A 21,405-nucleotide genomic window follows, 5' to 3' on the forward strand; every position below is an offset into this window, starting at 1 on the left:
GTCGATGACCTGGGCCGTTAGGGGGTTTTCCCTACTTCTGCGATCGAGGCCAATCCGTGACAACCGCGGCTACGAAGCACGCGTGTGGAAACAGATGCGCTGTTTCACGAGAGGGGAAAAGCGGGATGTCTTACCAGGTAGGAGTGGATGTCGGGGGAACATTCACGACCGCCGCCGTGGTCCGTGGTGGCCGAGCGGAGGTCGTGTCCGTGGTGCCGACACGGTTACCCGGCGTGCCACGCGGGTTCCTGAGCCGCGTCGGCGACGACACCCCGGTGTTGGTCGGCACACGACCGGTGCCGGCGGAGTCCCTTGTGGCCCAACTGGTCACGAACGTCGTGTCGACGATCGGCACACCCGCCCGCCTGGCCGTCACGCACCCGGTGACCTGGGGCCCGCACCGGGTCGCCGCACTGCGTGCCGCGCTGGGCGAGGTCACCCTGCTGTCCAGTGCCGCCGCGATCGCCTACCAGAGCGAGTACCCGACCGCGGTGCACGACCTGGGCGGCTCGACCTTCACCGCGGCGGTCGTGCGCGGCCTGGCCACGGTGGGGCAGCCTGTGGAGCTGGACCTGGGCGGCGCGGACCTCGACGAGCTGGTGTTCGACCACGTACAGGCCGCGGCCGGCGACGACTGGCCGACCGACCCGGCCGCGCTCTCCCGCCTGCGCCAGGCCTGCACGGCCGCGAAGGAGGCGCTGTCCGCGGACACGGAGGCGGAGATTTCCGTTGGGGGCACCCGGGTTCGGCTCACGCGCGCGGAGTTCGAGGAGATGGCCCGTCCGTTGCTGGCCGAGACCGCGATCGCCCTGCGCATGACGATCGAGGAGTCGGGCGTGACCCCGGCGACAGTCCTGCTGGCAGGCGGCGCGGCCTGGCTCCCCCTGCTGACGCAGGTGGTGTCGGAGGAACTGGGCCGCCCGGTGACAGCGACCCCACCAGGCGCGGCGGCCATGGGCGCAGCCCTGGCAGCGGCGGGCATCGGCCCGACACCCGCCCCCCGACCGGCCGCCGACCAGCGCAGGTCAGCACCGGAGGGCTTCGCCGACGCGGCAGGTTTCGCCGGCGCAGCGGGCTTCGCAGGCGCGGCCGCTGGCACAGCGGCGGGTTCTGCCGCCCGGTCGGCCAACCAGAACCAGGCCGGCGCGGCGGCGGGCTTCGCCGGCACACCCGGTTCGCCCGCCGACCCGCGCTGGTCGGCGGCTGAAAGCGGCTCGGCAGGCAGCGAGGCCGCCCGCGCGTCGAGCGACCAGCGCAGGTTGGCACCTGAGGGCTTCGCCGACTCGGCGGCCCGGTCCGCCGACCAGCGCAGGTCAGCACACGACGGCTTCGCCGACGCGGCGGGCTTCGCTGGCGCGGCCGCCGGCGTGGCGGCGGGCTTCGCCGGTACACCCGGTTCGCCCGCCGACTCGCGCTGGTCGGCGGCTGAAAGCGGCTCGGCAGGCAGCGAGGCCGCTCGCGCGGCCAGCGACCAGCGCCGGTCGGCCACTGAGGGCTTCGCCGGCTCGGCTGGCGGCGCGGACGGTCGTGCGGCCAACCAGAACCAGGCCGGCTCGGCCGGCCTTTCCGCCGCGCTCAGGCCGGCCACCCCCAGCGCCGTCGGCGCTGTTGGCCTGAGTGCGGCCCCAGCGGCCCGAGGGGTGAACTCGCCTACCCGCCTGGCTGTTTCCCTTGACTCGCCAGGGTTCGCGCGGGAGGTGCGTACCTCGCTCGTCGAGCCGGTGCGGCCGCCTGTGCCTTCGGCGGACGCGCCCACCACCGGTAAGGCGAAGAAGTCCCGGACGATGATCGCCGCCGCGGCCGCCGGGTTCGTGGTGATCGGCGCCGCCGCCGGGATCGCGCTCACCCGTGGGCAGCAGCCGGCCGGTGCGGGGGCCGAAACCGTGCCGACGACGACCACCGTCACCTCGACCGTGTCCGCCACCGTCACCCCCACGACGACCAAGGCGCCGCCGCCACAGACCACGGCTCGGCAGGCGCCGCCGTCCAAGAAGCAGACCACGACCACCAAGCGACCCGCCACGACCACCACGGCACCACCGACCACGACGACCACGACCACCAGCGCGCCCACCACGACGACGACCACCGGCGTGCCGACCAGTGCCCGCACACCCGACCAGGGCGAAGGAGGCGACAACTGATGCTCGCTTTAGCCGACCACGCCGACCAGGCCTGGCGCGCCGGTGACACGACCGCCGCCATCGAGGCCGCTGACCAGGTGCTGGCCGCCGGCACCGATCCGCACTTCCGTGCGGCCGGGGTCGCCGCCGCCGCGTCCGCCGCTGACGGGGCCCTTTTCGACGCCGCCGCGCGGTGGCGGGACATCGCCGCGAGCACCGAGGGCGCCGCGTCGGCGTTCGCGAGTGGGCGGGCCGCGCTGGCCGCCGCGCTCGTCGGGGACCTCGACGCCGCCGAGCAGGACCTGCTCACCGCGCGGCAGCTGAGTGGCCACCCGCCCCGCGGGCTCACCGTCCTCCTCGACGGGGTGACCGCGACGCTCGGCGCCGTCCGAGGGGACTTCCCCGCGGGCGCGCGGAAACTCGCCGGGCTCGCGGTCGCCACCGTGCCCGCCGATCCGTTCTCCGCGGAGCGGTGGGACAACCACGCCATGGTCGTGCTGGCCGCCGGCGAGGACGACGACACCGCACGCGCCATGTTCACCGCGCCCAGCCCGCGCCGGCTGCTCATCACCGCGTGGCTCGACCTGCGTGCCGGCCGGCTGGCCGACGCCCGTGCGGGTGTCGTCGCCGCAAGCGAGGCACCGCCGGTCATGCGCCGCGACGCGGTGCTCGCCGCCGCCGTGTCCGTCGGGCTCGCACGCCGTGCGGGCGACCGGCAGGCGCTGCGCACCACGTGGCACCGTGTCGCGCCGGTCGTCATGGGCGCCGACGTGGAGATCCTGCTGCTCGACGCCTGGGGCGAACTCGCCGCGGCCGCCGAACCCGTCGACCGCGAGATGATCGTCGCCGCCATGACCGCGGCCGTCGCCCGCGCCGGCAACCCGGCCTGGGCCGTGGCCACGCTCGCCTGGTGGGCACTGCAACGCGCCACCACCGCCGACGAGGCCTACGCCGCGGCAGCACACCTGCCCGACACCCCGCGCGGCCGCGCCGGTCGCGTGTGGGCCGCCGTGCTGGCCGGTGACGTCAACCCGGCCGCCGTGCGAGAGGCGGCAGCCGCCCTGGCCGACCGACCGTGGGAGGCGGCGGCACTGTGCGGACTGGCCGCCGCACGGGCCACCGACCCCGCCTCGGTCAAGCACCTGCTTGGCAAGGGCCGGGCACTGCGCGCGACCGTCACCAACGAGGACAGCACCGCCGGCCTACTGTCCAAACGGGAGCGCGCGGTCGGCGAGCTGCTCCTGGACGGCCTCACGCAGAAGGAGATCGGCGCGAAGCTGTACATCTCACCGAAGACCGTCGAGCAGCACGTGGCCAGGATCCGGCAGAAGCTGCCAGCGACCAACCGCGCGGAACTGATCGCGGCACTGCGGAAAGCACTGGCGTGACGGACCCGCACGACACCTGGCTCCACGACGAGCCAACCCGCCGACAGCCCACCGCCCGGCCTTGCCCCAGCCGGCCGCTGACACTCGGTCAGCAAGCTTCAACCGCGCGGAACTGATCGCGACGCTGCGGAAAGTATTGAGTTGTGGAAGAGAAAGACCTAGCACTCCACCTCCACTCGGTCGAGCCATTCGTTGACCAGTGCTTCGAACAGGGTCGGCTGCTCGATCTGCAGGTTGTGGCCGGCCACGTCCAGGACCGCGTACGTGGCTCTCGGGTAGTGGGGTAACAGCGCGAACTGGTCGACGTACCCGACCTGGTCGTCCTGACGGCCGGCGAGGATCAGCGCCGGGCGGGAGAACGGGTCACCGTCCTCGGGGTTCGCCGACAGCAGCCACCGTTGCCGGATGCGAGCCATGGCCTCTGTGTCGGCCGCTGCCAGGCCGGACAGGATCTCCTCCTGGAACCGGCGCACTGTCTCGGGGGTCTCGACCACCGCGATGTCCGTGAACTCCGCCGCCAGCGCTGGGTCCAGCGAGGAGATCAGCTCGGGCGCCGGCCGCAGTACCGCGCCCGGTGGCACGTTCCGGTCGGCGTGCTCGACGTTCACCCCGATCGGGCACACCAGCGCAAGCCCCAGCACCCGCGGCCCCAACGCCCTGGCCAGCCCGCGCGCCAGGTACCCGCCGTAGGACTCGCCCACCAGGAGAAACGGCTCGTCGCCCACGGTGGCGGCGACGAACTCGCGGACCGCCGCCAACATGTCGTCCGAGCTGGTCACCGAGGTTGCCGGCGACTTGCCCATGGCCGGTAGGTCCGGGTACAGGCGCCGGTAACCGGGCCGGCGGGCGAACACCGGCTCCAGGCAGCCGAGCATCAGACGGTGGTCCGGGGTCCAGCCGTGCAGGGCCAGCACCGGGGTACCGGTGCCGATCTCCACGTGGTTGAGCGTCATGCGGGGCATCATGCACGAGGGCACCGACAATTCCTGGGGAGGCGACATGGACAGGCCCGACGTGCCGGACCACGTCATCATCCGGCTGCGCGCGATCTGCCTCGCCCTCCCCGAGGCGCACGAGGAACAGGCGTGGGTCGGCACCCGCTGGCGCATCCGCACGCGGACGTTCGCCCACGTCCTCGGCATCAGCGACCAGTACCCGCCTGCCTACGCCCGGGAGGCGCCGCTCGTCGGGGACGCCACCGTGCTCACGTTCCGCGCGGCGGGCCAGGAGCTGCACGCGTTGGCCAACGGGGGCCTCCCCTTCTACAAACCCCGCTGGCATCCGCAGGTCGTCGGCATGATCGTCGAGCCGGACGCCGACTGGGACGAGATCGCCGAGCTGCTCACCGAGAGCTACTGCCTGCTGGCACCGAAGAAGCTGGCAGCGCTTGTGCCGAGGCCAGGTCCCTCAGCCGACGAACCGGGCTGAACCACATCACCGCGGGCCCGGCCAGCGTCAGCAGGCACGCCACCCACAACCCGCCACGTGGCCCGATCGCCGACGCGACCGCGCCGCCGAGCAGCGCGCCGAACGGGATCGCACCCCACGACACGAACCGCACGGTCGCGATCACCCTGGACAGCAGTTCCGGCGGGCTCGCCACCTGCCGGTGCGTCCGCGCGTTGATGCTGAACACCACCACGCCCATGCCGAAACCGACGTTGGCCACGGCGAACGCCACCATGCCCCACACCCCGTGGCCGAGCGGCATCAGCAAAGCCGCCGCCGCACCGCCGAACGCGGCGACCATCAGCGCCCGCGCGCTGCCCAGCCGAGCGGTCAACCGGGGTGCGATGGCCGCGCCGATGAGGCTGCCGACGCCGTCCGCCGCGATCAGGAGGCCGACCAGAACCGGCGAGGCGTGCAGGTCACGCACCAGGAACACCGGGATGATCGCCATCAGCGCGCCGTTCGCGAAGTTGTCCGCGGTGGCTCCCCACATGCACGGCCGCATCACCGGATGGCGCGCGACGAACCGCCAGCCCTCCCGGATCATCGCGCCCATGGCCGGGCGCTCGGTCGCCTGCGCGGACCCGCGTGGCAACCCTCGCAGCAGCACCGCGGACACGACGAAGCTCACGGCGTCCACCAGCAGCGTCGGCACGGCACCCAGGACCTGCACGACGATCCCGCCGAGGCTCGGCCCACCCAGGGCCGTCGTCGAGTACGTCGCCGAGACAAGACTGTTCCGCGCGGTCAGCTCGTCCCGGCTCACGATCGAAGGCAGGAACGTCTGGTTGCCGACGTCGAACACGACGTTGGCCAGGCTGATCACCAGCGCGGCCGCCACGAGGTGGGGCATCGTGAGGTGTCCCAGCCACCACGTCACCGGCACCGACGCGATCGCGACCGCGCGCACGAGATCCATCGCGACCTGCGTGCCCCGCAACGGCAAGCGCTGCACGAACACGCCCGCCGGCAGCCCGATCACCGCCCACGCCAGGTAGGTCGCGGCCGTCAGCAGGCTCACCTCGAACGCGGACGCGTCCAGCGTGGTGACCGCCACGAGCGGCAACGCGACCACCGTCACCGCCGTGCCCGTCTGGCTGACCGCCATCGCCGACCAGTAGCGCCAGAACATCCAGCCTCCCCATAGTGAGTTCCTAATGGGAACTTACTATGATGGACGCGTGAAGCACAGCGAGCTGGCGGACGCCGAGTGCGCCATCGCGCAGTCGCTCGGCGTGGTCGGCGACTGGTGGACGCTGCTGATCGTGCGGGACATCGCGGGCGGGACGACCCGGTTCGACACGTTGCAGCGGGACCTCGACCTCAGCCGCAAGACGCTGACCGAGCGGCTGAAGGCGTTGGTGTCCAACGGGGTCCTGGAGAAGGTGCACTACTCGGCGCACCCGCCGAGGTACGAGTACCACCTGACCGACAGGGGCCGCGGCCTGCTGCCGGTGCTCATCGCCCTGCAGGACTGGGGCACCCGTTTCGTCTCCGGCGACGGCTCACTGACCGCGACCACGGCACCGACCTCGGCGGAGGCGCGCCGCGTGCACGGCCTCGTCGGCAAGAAGGTGCCGGCCATCAGGCTGTGGTCGGACGGCGACAGCCTGACCGATCCGCTCGGCGACTCGTGGACCGTGCTGTACGCGTTCCCTGGCGCGTTCGCCCCGGTGGGCAACCCGCTTCCCCCGAACTGGGGCGACATCCCCGGCGCGGCGGGCTGCACCCTCGAGTCGACCACCTACCGCGACCGGTTCGCCGACTTCGACCAGGTGGGTGTCGCCGTGTGTGGGCTCAGCACCCAACGCCCGGACCAGCTGCGTGCCTTCGTCGAGTACGCGAACCTGCCGTTCGGCTTGCTGTCGGACGAGGACCTGGCCCTGACCGCGGCACTGCGCCTGCCAACCTTCCGCGCGGCGGGCGCCGACCGGCTCAAGCGACTGACCATGATCGTCGACCCGGACCGGACGATCCGCGCGGTCCAGTTCCCGATCACGGACCCGGCCGGCTCGGTCGCCGAGTCACTGGCCCACGTCACCCGCCTACGCGAGAAGCGCGACCAAGTCACTGGCTGACATGCTCGCCGGGCGGTCGCTGACCTGGCCGTCGCCCAACTCGACCACCCGCCACCGGCCGTCATCGTGGCGAACCAGGTCGACCGTGATGAACGGCAGAGCCAGCGCCGTGACGAGCGGCGTCACCTCGGCGAGATCGAGCCCGTCCGGTGTCGTGTCTGGCGTGTCCGGGTGCGCGCCGACCAGCCGGCACTCGCCGCCGTACCACCACGTCCGAACCTCCGCACCGGTGAACGACTCGAAGCGGCGCAGCACGAAACCGCCGGCGAAGTCGTCGGCTCGCAGTTCGAGGAAGCGGCTCGCCACCCGCCATGCCGCGTCCGCGTCGGTCAGCGACGGGATGTAGACCGCCTCGTCCCAGTAGTGCTTCATCGACTTCGTGTAGTCCCGCAGCACGGCAGGCCCGTGGCCCAGCCGCCGTCGGGCCTCGTCGAACTCGGCACGGCCCGCGCCGGAGGTCCACTCGGCGGCGGGCGTCACCGGTTCGAGAGCCGCGTGCCACCCCGGCAACTCGTGGGCGGTGCGGTACTGGGCGGCGGTGGTGCGCAACGTGGCACCCCGCTTCGCCAGTGCAGTGTCGAACGCCGCGTACTCATCGGACGTCAGCATCCAACCGCGGTAGATCGCCTCGCCCTCGGGCACCTTCGCCACGGCACGGGTCGCCTCACCCGAGGTCAACGCGTTGTGGTCGACGAGCGCGTACGGCACGCCCAGCTCACGCGCGGCCTCGGCCTCCGGCACGAAGTGGTCGTCCACCCGACGGGGCCGCAACACGTCGGCAGGGAACAGCAGCATGCCCACATCCTGCCGACCGCTACGGACGCGGTTGCACCGCCGCGGTGATGACCTCGTCCAGGACGGCTCGGGAGTTGGCCAGGTCGCGCATCATGCGGTCGATGCGGTCGCGTTCGGCGGTCAGGTCGGCGACCAGCTTCGGGGTGGCCTTCTCGGACGGGCCGCCGTCCGCGTCGCGCATGCACGGCAGGATCTCGGCGATCTTCCTGCTGTTCAGGCCCGCCGCGAACAGTTCCTGGATGTGGATGACCCGGTCCACTGCCCGCTCGGGGTAGTCCCGCTGCCCGCCGGGCGAGCGGTCGGCCGCGAGCAACCCCTGCTGCTCGTAGTACCGCAGCGACCGTTCACTCACCCCGGTGCGCCGGGCCAGCTCACCGATTTTCACGAAACCAGCCTCCAGGACTTGAAGCTGACACTGATGTCAGATTCTACCGTGTCGGCATGACGAACCCACTCTTCGACTACAGCCCCATCACCGAACGTCCGGAACTGCGTTGGCCCAACGGTAAGCGGGTCGCCGCGTACATCGGTCTCAACGTCGAGCACTTCCTCATGGGCAGGCCCTCCACGAGCATCTGGCCGGGCACCGCCGAGCTGGTGCCGGACGTGCTGAACCACGGTTGGCGCGACTACGGCGTCCGTGTCGGCATCTGGCGCATGGCGGACATCCTGGACCGGCACGGGATCCGGGCGAGCGTGCTGCTGAACTCCGATGTCGCGCACCACTACCCGCAGATCATCAAGGCCGGGCTGGAACGGAACTGGGCCTGGCTCGCGCACGGGAAGACCAACTCGGTCCTGCACACCGGGTTGTCGGAGGACGAGGAGCGCGGCGTGCTCACCGAGATCGTCGACACCATCGCCGAGGCCACCGGCCAGCGGCCGAAGGGCTGGATGGGGCCGGGGCTCACCGAAACGTTCAACACCCCGGCCCTGCTCGCCGAACTCGGACTGTCCTATGTGCTCGACTGGACCAACGACGACCAGCCCTACCGGCTCAACGTGCCCGGCATGCTCAGCGTCCCGTACACATTGGAGCTCAACGACCTCAACCTGTTCGGGGACAAGGGAACCACGGGCCCGGAGTTCGTCCAGATCGTGAAGGACCAGTACGAGCAGCTACACGCCGACGCCGAACACGGCGGCCGGGTCATGGCGATCGCACTGCACCCGTTCGTCACCGGGCAGGCTTTCCGGGCCAAGTACCTGGACCAGGCACTGGCGTTCCTCGCCGAGCAGCCGGACATCTGGCTGACCACCAGCGACGAGATCGCCGAGCACTACCTGCGCTCCGCGTGATCACACGCCTAGAAACCAATGGGTAGACCGGCGTAGTTCTCCGCCAAACCCGTTGCGCCGGCGACGCTGCTCGCCACCCACCGCAGCTGCGACAGTTGGAGCTGCGCGTCGAACGGGTCGGGGCTCGTGTGCAGCATGGTCGTCATCCACCACGAGAAGTGCGTGCACCGCCAGACGCGGCGCAGTGCGCGGTCCGAGTACTCGTCGGCGAGTCGCGGGTCCTTCTCGGTCAGCAGCGCGACCAGTGCCGGGGCGAGCAGGGTGACGTCCGCGACCGCCAGGTTCAGGCCCTTCGCGCCGGTCGGCGGGACGATGTGCGCGGCGTCGCCTGCGAGGAAGACGTTGCCGCGCCGCATCGGGGCCTGCACGAAGCTCCGCATGGGCAGCACGCTCTTCTCCATGATCGGGCCGCGGGTCAGCTCCCACCCGTCCTGGCCGTGGCCGAGCCGGATGGACAGGGCGTCCCAGATCCGCTCGTCCGACCACTCCGCGATGTCCGTGTCCGCCGGGACCTGCAGGTACAGCCGGGTGACCGTCGGGGAGCGCATCGAGTTCAACGCGAACCCGTCCGGGTGCCAGGCATAGATCAGCTCGTCGGTGGACGGCGCCACGTCGGCGAGCACGCCGAGCCACGAGTACGGGTAGGTCCGCTGCCACGTCGTGCCAGGCACCACCGCGCGGGTCGGGCCGAACGAGCCGTCGCAGCCCACGACCACGTCGGCGTCGAGCCGATGGGCGACGCCGTCGACCGTGAACGTCACGTGCGGCTCGGTGGAGTCGAACACCGCCGTGTCCCGCACGTCGTAGATCACCTGCTGGCCGGCGGCCTCGCGGGCGCGGCCGAGGTCCTTCTGCACCTCGGTCTGCCCGTACACCCAGACGCTGCGCCCGACGAGGTCGAGGAAGTCGAGGTGGTGCCGCTCCGACGGCCACTGCAGGTAGATCCCGCGGTGCTCGTGGCCCTCCCGCATCAGCCGGTCGCCCAGCCCGACGGACTTCAGCAACTCGACCGTCGAGTGCTCGAGGATGCCGGCCCGGATCCGGGACTCGACGTAGTCCCGCGTGCGGGTCTCGACGACGACCGACTCGACGCCACCCTCCGCGAGCAGATGCGAGAGCAACAAACCGGCGGGGCCGGCGCCGATGATGGCCACCTGGGTACGCATGGGACAAGTGAAGACCGGCGGTGCGGTTCGCACCAATCAGCGGCTTTCACCCAGTGGAAGGCTGCGACCGATCCCCTGTGCCGCCACCTGCAACGCGGCCACGAGCCGTGGCCGGTCCCGGCCGATGCTGGGCACGACGATGCCCAGTGCCGCGACCACCGGACCTCCCGGCACCGCGATCGGCACGGCCACCGAGGACGCGCCGAGGCTCATCTCCTCGCTGGTCTGCGCGAAGCCGTCGCGCCGCACGCGCCGCAGCTCGGAGCGCAGCCGTCCCGGTTGGGTCACGGTGTACGGGGTGATGCGGGTCAGGTTGGTGAACACCCACGCCCGCACGTCCTCCGGCGCGTGCGCGAGCAACACCTTGCCGACGCCGGTCGCGTGCATCGGCAGCCGCGTGCCGACGTCGCTGACGACGGGCACCGACACGTGCCCGGCCAGCCGGTCGACGTACAGCACCGACGTGCCGTCACGGACCGCGAGATGCACGGTCGCGAGCGTCGCGGCGTAGAGGTCGTGCAGGAAGGGCGACGCGATCTGCCGCAGTCCTGACTGGACCGGCGCGAGCAGCCCGAGGTCCCAGAGCTTCCTGCCGACCACGTACTCGCCGGACGCCCGCCGCACCAGGGCACCCCAGTCGACCAGCTCGCCGACCAGCCGGTACGCGGTGGCCAACGGCAGCCCGGCCCGGTTGGCCAACTCGGTGAGCGTCATGGCCCGGTGGTCGGTGTCGAACGCGCCGAGCAGCGCGAGCACGCGTGAGGCGACGCTCACACCAGGCCGGCCGCTGTTCCCCGCCACCAGGTCAATCCTTCCACTCAGTGGAAGCCAAGTCTCGCACCCGCGGGACCGTCCGGCCTAGTTTGCAAGGTGTGACCGAAGCACCCCCACGGGTCGCGGCGTCCTCCGACGCCGCGGCCGCCACCCAGGACGAGATCAGCGCCGAGATCGCCGCCGTGGCCGCCACGCTCACCGGCGACGAGCCCCAGCCGCGGCTGGACTACGCGCCGTACCGGAGCAGCATCCTGCGGCACCCGACCAAGGCGCTCCACCAGGCCGACCCCGAACTGGTCGAGCTGTACGCGCCGGTGTTCGGCAACCAGGACGTCGACCCCCTGGAGGCGGACCTCACGATCCAGCACCTCGGGCAGCCGGTCGGCGAACGGATGATCGTGACCGGCCGGGTCGTCGACGGCGACGGGCGTCCGGTCGCGGGTCAGCTGGTCGAGATCTGGCAGGCCAACTCGTCCGGCCGCTACGCCCACCAGCGTGACCAGCACCCCGCGTCGCTGGACCCGAACTTCACCGGTGTCGGCCGCTGCCTCACCGGCCCGGACGGCTCCTACCGGTTCACGACGGTCAAGCCCGGCCCGTACCCGTGGCGCAACCACCACAACGCCTGGCGGCCGGCACACATCCACTTCTCGTTGTTCGGCACCGAGTTCACCCAGCGCATGATCACGCAGATGTACTTCCCGGGTGACCCGCTGTTCCCGCTCGACCCGATCTATCAGTCCATCGTGGACCCGAAGGCACGGGAGCGGCTGATCGCGACCTACGACCACGACGTCACACAGCACGAGTACGCCACCGGCTACCGCTGGGACATCGTGCTGACCGGCAGCCACCGCACCTGGACGGAGGCCGCCGAATGAGCGCGACTCCGGGACAGACGGTCGGGCCGTTCTTCGGCTACGCGCTCCCTTACGCCGGCGGCCCGGATCTCGTCCCGCCCGGTCACCCGAACGCGATCCGCCTGCACGGCTATGTGCGTGACGGCGCTGGCGCGCCGGTGCCGGACGCGCTGCTGGAGATCTGGCAGGCCGACGGCAGCGGCAACGTGCCACGGGTGGGTGGCTCGTTGCGCCGCGACGGTCACACGTTCACCGGCTGGGGCCGCGCCGCGACCGACAACACCGGCCACTACACGTTCACCACCGTCGAGCCGGCTGCCCCGTTCATCGCGCTGACGGTGTTCGCGCGTGGGCTGATGAACCGGCTGTTCACCCGGATCTACCTCCCGGAGGCGGTCGACCCCTTCCTGCTGTCCGTGCCGGCGGACCGGCGCGGCACGCTGGTCGCATCGCGGGAGGCGAACGGGCTTCGCTTCGACGTGGTGCTTCAGGGGGATGGGGAGACCGTGTTCCTTGCTTACCCTGGACAGTCATGAGCGGAGCTTGCGGAGCGAACCATCGACGTCCAGGACGGCGCCTTGACCGCGGAGGGCGCCGGAGTAGCGGAGCCTGCGGAGCGTTCCGGCGCCACGGAGCGGGCAAGGTGGCGTCATGAGCAGCGCTTTCTTGTACGACGCGGTCCGCACGCCCTTCGGCAGGTTCGACGGTGGGCTGGCCAAGGAACGACCGGACGACCTCGCGGCCACGGTCGTGGGGGCCATCGCCGAGCGCACCCCCGGGCTGGACACCAGCGCGGTCGACGAGGTGGTCCTGGGGCTCGCGAACGGCGCGGGTGAGGACAACCGCAACGTCGGCCGGATGGCGGTGCTGCTCGCCGGCTACCCGGTGACCGTGCCGGGTTCCACGATCAACCGGCTGTGCGGGTCCGGTCTGGACGCGGTGATGTCGGCGTCCAGGCAGATCGAGACCGGCGACGCGTCGATCGTCGTGGCCGGTGGTGTCGAGTCGATGACACGGGCGCCGTGGGTGCTGCCGAAGCCGGACCGCGCGTTCCCTGCCCGGGACGTGACGGCGGTGTCGACCACGCTCGGCTGGCGGCTGGTGAACTCGAAGATGCCGCGTGAGTGGACCGTGTCGCTCGGCGAGGCGAACGAGCAGTTGCAGCAGGAGTTCGGCATCTCGCGCGAACGGCAGGACGAGTTCGCCGAGCGGTCGCACAAGCTGGCGCACGCCGCGTGGGAAGCCGGCTTCTACGACGACCTCACGGTGCCGGTCGGGGACCTCGTGCGCGACGAGGGCATCCGCGCGGACACGTCGCTCGAGAAGCTCGCTCGCCTCAAGCCGTCGTTCCGTCCGGACGGGACGATCACCGCGGGGAACGCGTCGCCGCTGTCGGACGGGGCGTCCGCGGTGCTGGTGGCGTCCTCCGACGTGGACCTGGGGCGCGACCCGCTGGCACGCATCGCCGGCCGGGCCGCCTTCGCGCTGGAGCCGCAGCGGTTCGGGTACGCCCCGGTGGAGGCGGCGAACCGCGCACTGGCCCGTGCCGGCATCGACTGGTCGGACGTCGGCGCGGTCGAGCTGAACGAGGCGTTCGCGGTGCAGTCGCTCGCGTGCGTCGACGCGTGGAAGGTCGACCCGGCGATCGTGAACACCCGCGGCGGCGCGATCGCGATCGGGCACCCGCTCGGCGCGTCCGGCGGCAGGATCCTCGGCACGCTCACGAAAGTGCTCCGCGAGGACGGTCACCGGTGGGGCGTGGCCGCGATCTGTATCGGGGTCGGTCAGGGGCTAGCGGTGGTGTTGGAGAACGTGTCGTGACGCTAGTTGTGGAGTCCGCCGACGAGGCAGTCGCCGGCGTATCCGATGGCGCGACGGTGCTCGTCGGCGGGTTCGGCACGGCCGGTCAGCCGATGGAGCTGATCGACGCGCTGCGCCGGTTGGGTGCCAAGGACCTGACCGTGGTGTCGAACAACGCGGGCAACGGCTCGCAGGGGCTGGCCGCGTTGCTGGCGGCGGGTCAGGTACGCAGGATCGTGTGCTCGTTCCCCCGGCAGAAGGACTCGTACGTGTTCGACGAGCTGTACCGGTCGAAACGTATCGAGCTGGAGGTCGTGCCGCAGGGCAACCTGGCGGAGCGGCTGCGGGCGGCCGGCGCGGGGATCGGGGCGTTCTACTGCCCGACCGGCGTGGGCACACCGCTGGCCGAGGGCAAGGAGACGCGGACCATCGACGGCCGTGAGTACGTGCTGGAGTTCCCGATCCACGGTGACGTCGCGTTGATCAAGGCGCACCAGGCCGACACGCTCGGCAACCTCGTGTACCGCAAGACCGCGCGGAACTTCGGCCCGGTCATGGCGACGGCCGCGAAGCTGACCGTCGCGCAGGTGACGTCGGTGTCGTCGCCGGGCTCGATCGACCCGGAGGCGGTGGTGACGCCGGGGATCTTCGTGGACCGGGTGGTCGCCTGTCCGTCGCCGGCTGTACTGGCGGAAGAAGGGGCGGCGGGATGAGCCGGTTGGATCGCGCTGGCATCGCTCGCCGGGTGGCGGCTGACATCCCGCCCGGCTCGTACGTGAACCTGGGCATCGGCCAGCCGACGCTGGTGGCGGACTACCTCGCGCCGGACTCGGGCGTCATCCTGCACACCGAGAACGGGATGCTCGGCATGGGCCGGGCCGCCGTCGGTGACGAGGTGGACCCGGACCTGATCAACGCGGGCAAGGTACCCGTGACGGAGCCGCCCGGTGCGTCGTACTTCCACCACGCGGACTCGTTCGCCATGATGCGCGGCGGCCATCTGGACGTGTGCGTGCTCGGCGCGTTCCAGGTGTCGTTCGCCGGCGACCTCGCGAACTGGCACACGGGCGAGCCGGACGCCATCCCCGCGGTCGGCGGCGCCATGGATCTCGCGATCGGCGCGAAGTCGGTGTACGTGATGATGACGCTCTTCACCGACGCGGGAGCGCCGAAGCTGGTGCCGTCGTGCACCTACCCGCTGACCGGGCTGCGGTGCGTGAGCCGGGTCTACACCGACTACGGCGTGTTTCTGATTGAACCGGATGGCGTGACGATCCGTGAGACATATGGGATCGAGGAACCGGATCTGCGAGGAAAGTTAGGCCTCTAACAAGTTTATTGGCCCGAGATTGAACCGTGATCGTCACGGTTCCGTATTGAGCTGTGTAAGACGGCGTGTCCCTTTCCCCATAAGAGGTGTCGTAATGTCGCCTGCCCACACACAGCCAAAACGAAAGAAACGCGTCGCGATTCTGGTCGCCGGACTGGTCACCGCGGGAGGCGTGGCATGGGCCACGTCCGCCTTCGCGGCGACCAACAACACGGCGGCCACCGCGCAGCAGATCGTCTGTCCCACCCCACAGATCGGCGCCGTGCCCGCCGCGGCACAGGCCGAGGTCAACCGCGAGTTGGCCAACCTGACCAAGCAGATCAACGAGGCCAACACCCGACTCCGCAACACTGTCGGGCAAGGCGGCCCCAACTTCGTACAGAACGCCATCCTCGGTCCACTCGCGAGCAAACGCACCGCCGCGCTCGACCGGATCGCCATCGCCATCGGCCGGGTAGCCGCCCGCCCGCAGGGCCTGGAACGGTTCGCCACCTGCAGTTTGGGCAACGGAACCGCCCCGCCCGCGACCGCGGCACCGGTCATCACCACGCCGCCCGCGACCACCACCGCGCCCGCGGCGAACGTTGGTCAGATCGTCTGCCCGACCCCGCAGATCGGCGCCGTGCCGGCCGCCGCGCAGGCGGAGGTCAACCGTGAGCTCGCCAACCTGAACACCCAGATCAACGAAGCCAACACCCGTCTGCGCAACACTGTCGGCCAGGGCGGCCCCAACTTCGTACAGAACGCCATCCTCGGCCCGCTCGCGAGCAAACGAGCTGCCGCACTTGACCGGATCGCCATCGCCATCGGCCGGGTAGCCGCCCGCCCGCAGGGCCTGGAACGATTCGCCACCTGCTCACTGCAACGCTGAGAATTGGTCAGACCTGAACCCGCGTGTCCAACAATCTGGACGGGTGAGTTCGACAATTAGTGCACGTGACTGAATTGTCGAACTCACCGGTCTGGAGCGTTGGACACGCGGGTCTTGGGCGTTGGACACGCGGGGGGTGTGGACAGCCGCGGGCTGCGTCGGCGGAAATGTCGGTGGTCTGCCGTAGGCTGGTGACCGGGGGCCGGAGGCCAGGCCTGGTTCAGGACGCTCGGCCTTGTCGGCTCAGGTAGCGGTCCAGTGCGTTCGCCGACTTTCGGACGTGCCGGCGGGCGAGGCGTTCCGCCTGTTGCGGCTGTCCGGCGGCGATGGCGGCGACGATCTCCTCGTGCTCGGCCAGCGCCGCGGCCGGTCGGCCAGGGACGCGGGCGGACGTGGCCCGCCCCAGGCGCAGCTGGCCGATCATGTTCTCCGCCACCTGCTGCAGCCGGCCGTTCCCCGACGCGACCAGGATCTCCTGGTGGAAGCGCACATCCAGGTCGCCGTAGCCGGACAGGTCGTTCGCGGCGACCGCCGCCTGCTGGTCCGTCACCAACGAGGTCAGCCGGCCGACCAGCGCCTCCCTCGTCGGCAGCGCCGCGACCCGCCGCGCCGCGATCCCGTCAAGGACCTCCCGCAGCTCATACAGCTCCCGCATGTCCTCGCGGTCGACCTCCGGCACGAAGAACCCCCGGTGCGGGTGCTGCACCAGAAAACCCTCGCGCTCCAACGCGGTCAGCGCCGCCTTCACCGGTGTCGCCGACAGGCCGAACTCCTCGCTCAGCGGCCGCACGGTCACGTGCGCGCCCGGCGCCAGCCGCCCACTCAGGATCGCCTGGCGCAACTGGCTGTACGCCAGGCCACTCAGGGTGCTTCTCGGCAGCGACACTGCGGTCCTTCCCACTGTCCGGTGACCGGGGACACATTACCCACCGCCGCTCAGAAAGACGTGAAGTGATCGACTTCTACGGCATATTGGATCTAAAATCGTAGTGTCGACGAAGGGAGAACCGGGTGGAGTCGTGGAACAGCGCACTATCGCACCTGGAGTGCGGGCGATGCGGCACCTGGCACGAAGCGGACGAGCCGCAGAACCTGTGTGAGTGCGGCACGCCCCTGCTCGCCAGGTACGACCTGACGGCGGTCCAGGTGTCCACATCGGACATCGCGAGCCGGCCGGCGAACCTCTGGCGGTACCGCGAACTCCTGCCCGTGCGCGACCCGGCGAACGTGGTCACCCTCGGCGAGGGCATGACACCGATCCTGCCGCTCCACACCTACGGCGCCCGCATCGGCGTGCCGAACCTGCTCGTCAAGGACGAGGGCGCCCTGCCGACGGGCAGTTTCAAGGCACGCGGTGCCGCGGTCGGCGTGTCCCGGGCGCGCGAGCTCGGCATCGAGCGGATCACCATGCCCACCAACGGGAACGCCGGCGCGGCGTGGGCGACGTACGCGGCCCGCGCCGACATGGGCTCGCTGATCGTGCTGCCGAAGGACGCGCCGCCGATCACCCGCATGGAGTGCACGATGGCGGGCGCCCGTCTGTACATCGTGGACGGACTGATCGGCGACGCAGGACGCCTCGCCGCGCAGGCCGTCGGGGACGGCTGGTTCAACACCGCGACGCTCAAGGAGCCCTACCGCATCGAGGGCAAGAAGACGATGGGGCTGGAGATCGTCGAGCAGCTCGGCTGGCGGGTGCCGGACGTGATCGTGTACCCGACGGGCGGCGGCGTCGGCCTGATCGGCATCCGCAAGGCACTCGACGAGCTGGTCACGCTCGGCTGGCTCACCGGCCGGCTACCCCGACTCGTGGCCGTGCAGGCGAGTGGCTGCGCACCGATCGTGCGTGCCTTCGAACAAGGCACCGACACGGCCGCGCCATGGGAAGACGCGGCCACGGTGGCGTTCGGCATCAACGTCGCCAGCGCGATCGGCGACTTCCTGATCCTGTCGGCGATCCGCGACACCGGCGGCACGGCGATCGCGGTCGACGACGAGGCAATCCTGGCCGAGCAGGCAACATGCGCGGCGACCGAAGGCATGCTGATGTGCCCGGAGGGCGCGGCGACACTGGCCGCCGTGTCACAACTACGCAGGAGCAACTGGCTGGACGGCTCCGAAGAGGTAGTCGTCCTCAACACAGGAACCAACCTGAAGTACCCACACACAGCGCGGTACGAAGAGCCACCACTACTGGCCAAAGACGCAACCCTCCCGCTCTGAACGTCGCGAGTCTCGCTCGGTTCAGGCAGTGCGGGTTTCGCGGCGTTCGGCCAGTTCGTCGCTCCAGTTCGGTTGCAGGAAGTCGTCCAGACCTTCCATGAGGCGGGCCACGTCCTGTTGCGGCCGGACGACGAGGCGCAGGAACTGGCTGCTCATCCCGAGTTTGTTGCCGCACTCGCGGATGAACACCTGGTGCCGGCCGAGGAGATGGTCACGCAGCTGCGTGCCCTCCACACCCTGACCGAGCTTCACGAGCAGGAAGTTGCCCTGCGAGGAGTACACCGACAGCTCCGGCACACGGGCGAGCTGCATACCCATGCTGTACCGGTCGCGGGCCAGGAGCCGCAGGCTCTCCCGGTACTCCGCGCCGTGCGAGGCGAGCATGAAGATGATCGTCTCGGCCAGAGAGTTGAGGTTCCACTTCGGCAGGGTCTTGCGCATCTTGCCCGCGAGGCCAGGGTTCGCCACCAGGTAGCCGAACCGGATGCCGTGCAGGCCGAAGTTCTTGCCGAGGCTCTTCAGCACCACCACGTTGGGCCGGATCGCCGCCTCCATCGCCACCGATGGCGCGGGCTCCGCCTCCACGAAGTCGATGAACGACTCGTCGATCACCACGAGGTCGAGGTCGGCCAGCTCGTCCATCAGCCGGATGACCTCGCGCCGGGGCAGGTAGCCGCCGTCCGGGTTGTTCGGGTTGCACACCACGGCGACGCGCGAGCCGCGCTGGCGGATGAAACGCACGTACTCGTCGACGTTCAGCTGGAAGAAGTCGACCTCCCGCAACGGGAACATGTCCACGCGCTTGCCGGTCTCCATCGGCTGGTCGGTCCACCGGCCGAACGTGGGGATCGGGATCGCCAGGCTTTCCTTCACCCACATGTGGTCCATCCAGGTGATCAGCTCGGTCGAGCCGTTGGCCATGGCGACCGTGGCCGGGTTGAGCCCCAGTACCCGACAGAGCTGGTGGGTGATCGTGTCCGAGCTGCTCGGGTAGAACTTGAGCATCTTGGTCAGGTTCGCGGCCAGCTCGTCGAACATCTCCGGCGTGGGGAAGTACGGGTTGCACGGGATGCAGAAGTCGACCAGATGACGGCCGTGCTCCCCCATCTGCCTGGAGAGCTCGAAGAACGACGGGCTGTGCGCGGTGTTCTGGAACATCGACGCCGCGTCCGCGCTATGACGCACTGGATCACGTCCGTTCAACTCGTACTGGTGGGACACCAGCAGATACGTACGGCGATGCCTCTCAGTTCACGGCCGGGTCTCGCCGACATCTCACCCGGATAACGTCAGATCCTCCTGACCACGTGCAACAGGTATTCCTTGCGGTTGAGCGGGTTGTGGTCTGACCGGGCCCGCGTCGGAAAGGCCCCGGTCACAGCCCGGTAACGATCGAATGTGTTCTCCAACACACCCTCGCCCCGGGTGAGCGTCGGGACCCTTTGGGACAACGTGTGGACATGTCCAGCTGGGATGTCACCCTCCACAGTGCACGGGTTGCCCATCGTCGAGTTCAACGGCACCGCGCCGTGCCGGGCCAGCACCGGTAGCACCGTGCCGTAGACGTCCTCCGGCAGCTCCAGCCGGAAGCGGTGCACGGGCTCGTACACACGCGTACCCGCCTGTGCGAGGGCCGTCATCAGCACGAGCGGGGTCAGGTTGCGGAAGTCACCCGCGGTGCTCGACATGCTCTTGTCGAACGTGCCGTGGGAGTGGCTCTGCCGTGCCCAGTACCCGGAATGGGTCATCGTCACGACCACATCGGTCACCGCCCAGCCGAACAGTCCCTGTGCCAGTGTCGCGTGCACGGTCTCCTCGACGGCCACGAAGAACGCGTACGGCATCGAGCCCAGCTCCACCTCACGCCGGAACTCCACCCCGGAACCGACCGGCCCCGGCTCGACGCGCAGCCCGATGGTCGCCAGGAACGGACCCGTGCCGATGAACTCGACGGCCGCGCCCGTGCCGACCGGACGTTCGATGTGGATGGTCGTGGTCTCCCGGAAGGACACCGCGATCCCGTACTCGTCGAGCAGCGTGGCCTCGATGACCTCCTTCTGCACCTCGCCGTACAGGGACACGGAGATCTCCTCACCGTCCTGCCGGAGGTTGATCAGCGGGTCCTGCTCGGCGAGCTGCGTCAGGGCGGCGTGCAACGCCCCCTTGTCGGACCGCCGCACCGGCGTCACCACGGTCTCCAGCGTCGGCGGCGCGAAGTGCTGCCGGGTAGCGGACCGCGGTGTGCCGATGGCGTCGCCGACCCGGATCCCGGTGAGTCCCCACAGCTTCGCGATGCGCCCGGCGCCGACCTGGTCGGTGGCGTCCTCGCCGAACACGCGGATCGCGGTGACCTTCCCGGCCGGCAGCCGGTCCCGCACGCGGAGCAGTCCGGAGAACATCCGCACGTACGCGATCTTCTCCCCCGCCGGGCCACGCTCGACCTTGAACACCGTGCCGGCGGCCGGGCCGTCCTCTTCGGACACCGCGGGCAGCAGAGCGGTCAGACCAGTCATCAGGTCCGCGACGCCGTCCCCGGTGATCGCGGAGCCGAAGAACACCGGGTGCACGTCGGCGGACGTCCGCGCGAGCACGTCCCGCAGCCGCCGCGCCGGCACCGGCGTGCCGTCGACGTACGCGGCGAGCAGCGTGTCGTCGTGTTCGGCAAGGGTTTCGAGCCCGTCGGACAGGTCGGCTCTGACGGCAGGCGCGAGCCGCGCGACGATCTCGCGGTACACCCGCTCGGGATCGGCGCCCCGCCGGTCGGTCTTGTTGACGAAGATCAGTGTGGGAATGCGCAGGCGGCGCAGGGTCCGCATGAGCACACGGGTCTGGGCCTGCACACCCTCCACGGCCGACACCACGAGCACGGCGCCGTCGAGCACGGACAGCACCCGCTCCACCTCGGCGATGAAGTCCGGGTGGCCGGGTGTGTCGATGAGGTTGACGGCGACCCCGTCGAGGACGAACGACACCACGGCCGAGCGGATGGTGATGCCACGCTGGCGTTCCAGCGCCATGGAGTCGGTCTGGGTCGAGCCGGCGTCGACGCTGCCGAGCTCGTCGATGACGCCGGCGGTGTGGAGCAGCCGTTCGGTCAGGCTGGTCTTACCGGCGTCGACATGCGCGAGAATCCCGAGGTTCAAACAAGGCAAGGAGGTTCATGTCCTCTGCGTAGGCGGCAGTTGGCTGGATGGACATGAACGCTGGCCGCATGACGGAACCCCCTCGGGTCTGTTGCCTACCCATTCA

The 21,405-nt window shown here is 70.4% G+C and carries 21 protein-coding genes; 12 read left to right on the forward strand and 9 right to left on the reverse strand.

Annotation, left to right across the window (positions count from 1 at the left end; all coding sequences use genetic code 11):
- Window positions 1-125: 125 nt before the first annotated feature.
- The gene (locus VF106_RS16640; protein ID WP_330840626.1) at window positions 126-2,144 is read left to right on the forward strand and encodes an Hsp70 family protein; all 2,019 of its coding nucleotides are present in this window, start codon (window positions 126-128) and stop codon (window positions 2,142-2,144) included.
- The gene (locus tag VF106_RS16645; protein ID WP_330840627.1) at window positions 2,144-3,511 is read left to right on the forward strand and encodes a LuxR C-terminal-related transcriptional regulator; all 1,368 of its coding nucleotides are present in this window, start codon (window positions 2,144-2,146) and stop codon (window positions 3,509-3,511) included. The genes VF106_RS16640 and VF106_RS16645 overlap by 1 nt, the downstream gene beginning before the upstream one ends.
- A 158-nt stretch (window positions 3,512-3,669) precedes the next feature.
- On the opposite strand, the gene VF106_RS16650 is transcribed toward VF106_RS16645, so the two are convergent.
- Window positions 3,670-4,464 carry an alpha/beta fold hydrolase gene (locus tag VF106_RS16650; RefSeq protein WP_330840628.1) on the reverse strand — a complete coding sequence of 265 codons (795 nt, stop codon included), beginning with the start codon at window positions 4,462-4,464 and terminating at the stop codon, window positions 3,670-3,672.
- A gap of 46 nt (window positions 4,465-4,510) precedes the next feature.
- Here VF106_RS16650 and VF106_RS16655 point away from each other — a divergent pair, with 46 nt between their 5' ends.
- A complete protein-coding gene (locus tag VF106_RS16655; protein WP_330840629.1) occupies window positions 4,511-4,939 on the forward strand; it encodes an MmcQ/YjbR family DNA-binding protein in 429 nt (142 codons plus the stop codon).
- Here the strand turns inward: VF106_RS16655 and VF106_RS16660 are convergent.
- Window positions 4,854-6,092 carry an MFS transporter gene (locus VF106_RS16660; protein WP_330840630.1) on the reverse strand — a complete coding sequence of 413 codons (1,239 nt, stop codon included), beginning with the start codon at window positions 6,090-6,092 and terminating at the stop codon, window positions 4,854-4,856. The two genes, VF106_RS16655 and VF106_RS16660, sit on opposite strands and share 86 nt — an antisense overlap.
- A gap of 49 nt (window positions 6,093-6,141) precedes the next feature.
- On the opposite strand from VF106_RS16660, the gene VF106_RS16665 reads away from it, so the two are divergent.
- Window positions 6,142-7,038, forward strand: a complete 897-nt coding sequence (locus tag VF106_RS16665; protein WP_330840631.1) for an HxlR-like winged helix-turn-helix transcriptional regulator — start codon at window positions 6,142-6,144, stop codon at window positions 7,036-7,038.
- Here VF106_RS16665 and VF106_RS16670 read toward each other — a convergent pair.
- A complete protein-coding gene (locus VF106_RS16670) occupies window positions 7,006-7,833 on the reverse strand; it encodes an ATP-grasp domain-containing protein (protein ID WP_330840632.1) in 828 nt (275 codons plus the stop codon). The genes VF106_RS16665 and VF106_RS16670 overlap by 33 nt on opposite strands.
- 19 nt (window positions 7,834-7,852) lie before the next feature.
- Complete coding sequence (locus tag VF106_RS16675; RefSeq protein WP_330840633.1) at window positions 7,853-8,218, reverse strand: MerR family transcriptional regulator; 366 nt, start codon at window positions 8,216-8,218, stop codon at window positions 7,853-7,855.
- Window positions 8,219-8,274: 56 nt separating this feature from the next.
- Between VF106_RS16675 and VF106_RS16680 the strand changes: the two genes are divergently transcribed.
- The gene (locus VF106_RS16680) at window positions 8,275-9,132 is read left to right on the forward strand and encodes a polysaccharide deacetylase family protein (RefSeq protein WP_330840634.1); all 858 of its coding nucleotides are present in this window, start codon (window positions 8,275-8,277) and stop codon (window positions 9,130-9,132) included.
- A gap of 8 nt (window positions 9,133-9,140) precedes the next feature.
- Here VF106_RS16680 and VF106_RS16685 read toward each other — a convergent pair whose 3' ends face one another.
- Together VF106_RS16685 and VF106_RS16690 are read right to left on the reverse strand one after the other, a co-directional pair.
- Window positions 9,141-10,298: a 4-hydroxybenzoate 3-monooxygenase gene (locus tag VF106_RS16685; RefSeq protein WP_330840635.1), complete on the reverse strand. Its 1,158-nt coding sequence runs from the start codon at window positions 10,296-10,298 to the stop codon at window positions 9,141-9,143.
- A 36-nt stretch (window positions 10,299-10,334) separates the two neighbouring features.
- On the reverse strand, window positions 10,335-11,099 hold the full coding sequence (locus tag VF106_RS16690; protein ID WP_330840636.1) for an IclR family transcriptional regulator: 765 nt from the start codon (window positions 11,097-11,099) through the stop codon (window positions 10,335-10,337).
- Between the two features lie 71 nt (window positions 11,100-11,170).
- Here VF106_RS16690 and pcaH point away from each other — a divergent pair, with 71 nt between their 5' ends.
- The 6 genes from pcaH (at window position 11,171) to VF106_RS16720 (ending at window position 15,933) form a co-directional block, all read left to right on the forward strand.
- Entirely contained in the window at window positions 11,171-11,953 is a 783-nt protein-coding gene (pcaH, locus tag VF106_RS16695) for a protocatechuate 3,4-dioxygenase subunit beta (protein ID WP_414638989.1), read from the forward strand.
- Window positions 11,950-12,468, forward strand: a complete 519-nt coding sequence (pcaG, locus tag VF106_RS16700) for a protocatechuate 3,4-dioxygenase subunit alpha (protein ID WP_330840637.1) — start codon at window positions 11,950-11,952, stop codon at window positions 12,466-12,468. Before pcaH ends, pcaG begins: the two co-directional genes overlap by 4 nt.
- A 115-nt stretch (window positions 12,469-12,583) precedes the next feature.
- The gene (locus VF106_RS16705; protein WP_330840638.1) at window positions 12,584-13,753 is read left to right on the forward strand and encodes a thiolase family protein; all 1,170 of its coding nucleotides are present in this window, start codon (window positions 12,584-12,586) and stop codon (window positions 13,751-13,753) included.
- A complete protein-coding gene (locus tag VF106_RS16710; protein ID WP_330840639.1) occupies window positions 13,750-14,445 on the forward strand; it encodes a 3-oxoacid CoA-transferase subunit A in 696 nt (231 codons plus the stop codon). The genes VF106_RS16705 and VF106_RS16710 overlap by 4 nt, the downstream gene beginning before the upstream one ends.
- Entirely contained in the window at window positions 14,442-15,062 is a 621-nt protein-coding gene (locus VF106_RS16715; RefSeq protein ID WP_330840640.1) for a 3-oxoacid CoA-transferase subunit B, read from the forward strand. The genes VF106_RS16710 and VF106_RS16715 overlap by 4 nt, the downstream gene beginning before the upstream one ends.
- Window positions 15,063-15,156: 94 nt before the next feature.
- On the forward strand, window positions 15,157-15,933 hold the full coding sequence (locus VF106_RS16720; RefSeq protein WP_330840641.1) for a hypothetical protein: 777 nt from the start codon (window positions 15,157-15,159) through the stop codon (window positions 15,931-15,933).
- A gap of 220 nt (window positions 15,934-16,153) precedes the next feature.
- On the opposite strand, the gene VF106_RS16725 is transcribed toward VF106_RS16720, so the two are convergent.
- On the reverse strand, window positions 16,154-16,819 hold the full coding sequence (locus tag VF106_RS16725; protein ID WP_330840642.1) for a GntR family transcriptional regulator: 666 nt from the start codon (window positions 16,817-16,819) through the stop codon (window positions 16,154-16,156).
- A gap of 125 nt (window positions 16,820-16,944) precedes the next feature.
- Between VF106_RS16725 and VF106_RS16730 the strand changes: the two genes are divergently transcribed.
- The gene (locus VF106_RS16730; protein WP_330840643.1) at window positions 16,945-18,156 is read left to right on the forward strand and encodes a threonine synthase; all 1,212 of its coding nucleotides are present in this window, start codon (window positions 16,945-16,947) and stop codon (window positions 18,154-18,156) included.
- A gap of 21 nt (window positions 18,157-18,177) precedes the next feature.
- Here VF106_RS16730 and VF106_RS16735 read toward each other — a convergent pair whose 3' ends face one another.
- Window positions 18,178-19,341, reverse strand: coding sequence for a pyridoxal phosphate-dependent aminotransferase (locus tag VF106_RS16735; RefSeq protein ID WP_330840644.1), 1,164 nt, complete (start codon window positions 19,339-19,341; stop codon window positions 18,178-18,180).
- Window positions 19,342-19,445: 104 nt separating this feature from the next.
- The gene (locus tag VF106_RS16740) at window positions 19,446-21,308 is read right to left on the reverse strand and encodes a GTP-binding protein (protein WP_330840645.1); all 1,863 of its coding nucleotides are present in this window, start codon (window positions 21,306-21,308) and stop codon (window positions 19,446-19,448) included.
- Window positions 21,309-21,405 lie beyond the last annotated feature (97 nt).

It is taken from the genome of Actinophytocola sp., from assembly GCF_036378875.1.
Lineage (GTDB): Bacteria > Actinomycetota > Actinomycetes > Mycobacteriales > Pseudonocardiaceae > Actinophytocola.

What these genes read in the sequence shown, in the direction of transcription:
- VF106_RS16640 (WP_330840626.1), top strand. Translation starts at nt 126, where the DNA reads ATGTCTTACCAGGTAGGAGTGGATGTCGGGGGAACATTCACGACCGCC.
- VF106_RS16645 (WP_330840627.1), top strand. Translation starts at nt 2,144, where the DNA reads ATGCTCGCTTTAGCCGACCACGCCGACCAGGCCTGGCGCGCCGGTGAC.
- VF106_RS16650 (WP_330840628.1), bottom strand. Translation starts at nt 4,464, where the DNA reads ATGACGCTCAACCACGTGGAGATCGGCACCGGTACCCCGGTGCTGGCC.
- VF106_RS16655 (WP_330840629.1), top strand. Translation starts at nt 4,511, where the DNA reads ATGGACAGGCCCGACGTGCCGGACCACGTCATCATCCGGCTGCGCGCG.
- VF106_RS16660 (WP_330840630.1), bottom strand. Translation starts at nt 6,092, where the DNA reads ATGTTCTGGCGCTACTGGTCGGCGATGGCGGTCAGCCAGACGGGCACG.
- VF106_RS16670 (WP_330840632.1), bottom strand. Translation starts at nt 7,833, where the DNA reads ATGCTGCTGTTCCCTGCCGACGTGTTGCGGCCCCGTCGGGTGGACGAC.
- VF106_RS16680 (WP_330840634.1), top strand. Translation starts at nt 8,275, where the DNA reads ATGACGAACCCACTCTTCGACTACAGCCCCATCACCGAACGTCCGGAA.
- VF106_RS16685 (WP_330840635.1), bottom strand. Translation starts at nt 10,298, where the DNA reads ATGCGTACCCAGGTGGCCATCATCGGCGCCGGCCCCGCCGGTTTGTTG.
- pcaG (WP_330840637.1), top strand. Translation starts at nt 11,950, where the DNA reads ATGAGCGCGACTCCGGGACAGACGGTCGGGCCGTTCTTCGGCTACGCG.
- VF106_RS16705 (WP_330840638.1), top strand. Translation starts at nt 12,584, where the DNA reads ATGAGCAGCGCTTTCTTGTACGACGCGGTCCGCACGCCCTTCGGCAGG.
- VF106_RS16715 (WP_330840640.1), top strand. Translation starts at nt 14,442, where the DNA reads ATGAGCCGGTTGGATCGCGCTGGCATCGCTCGCCGGGTGGCGGCTGAC.
- VF106_RS16720 (WP_330840641.1), top strand. Translation starts at nt 15,157, where the DNA reads ATGTCGCCTGCCCACACACAGCCAAAACGAAAGAAACGCGTCGCGATT.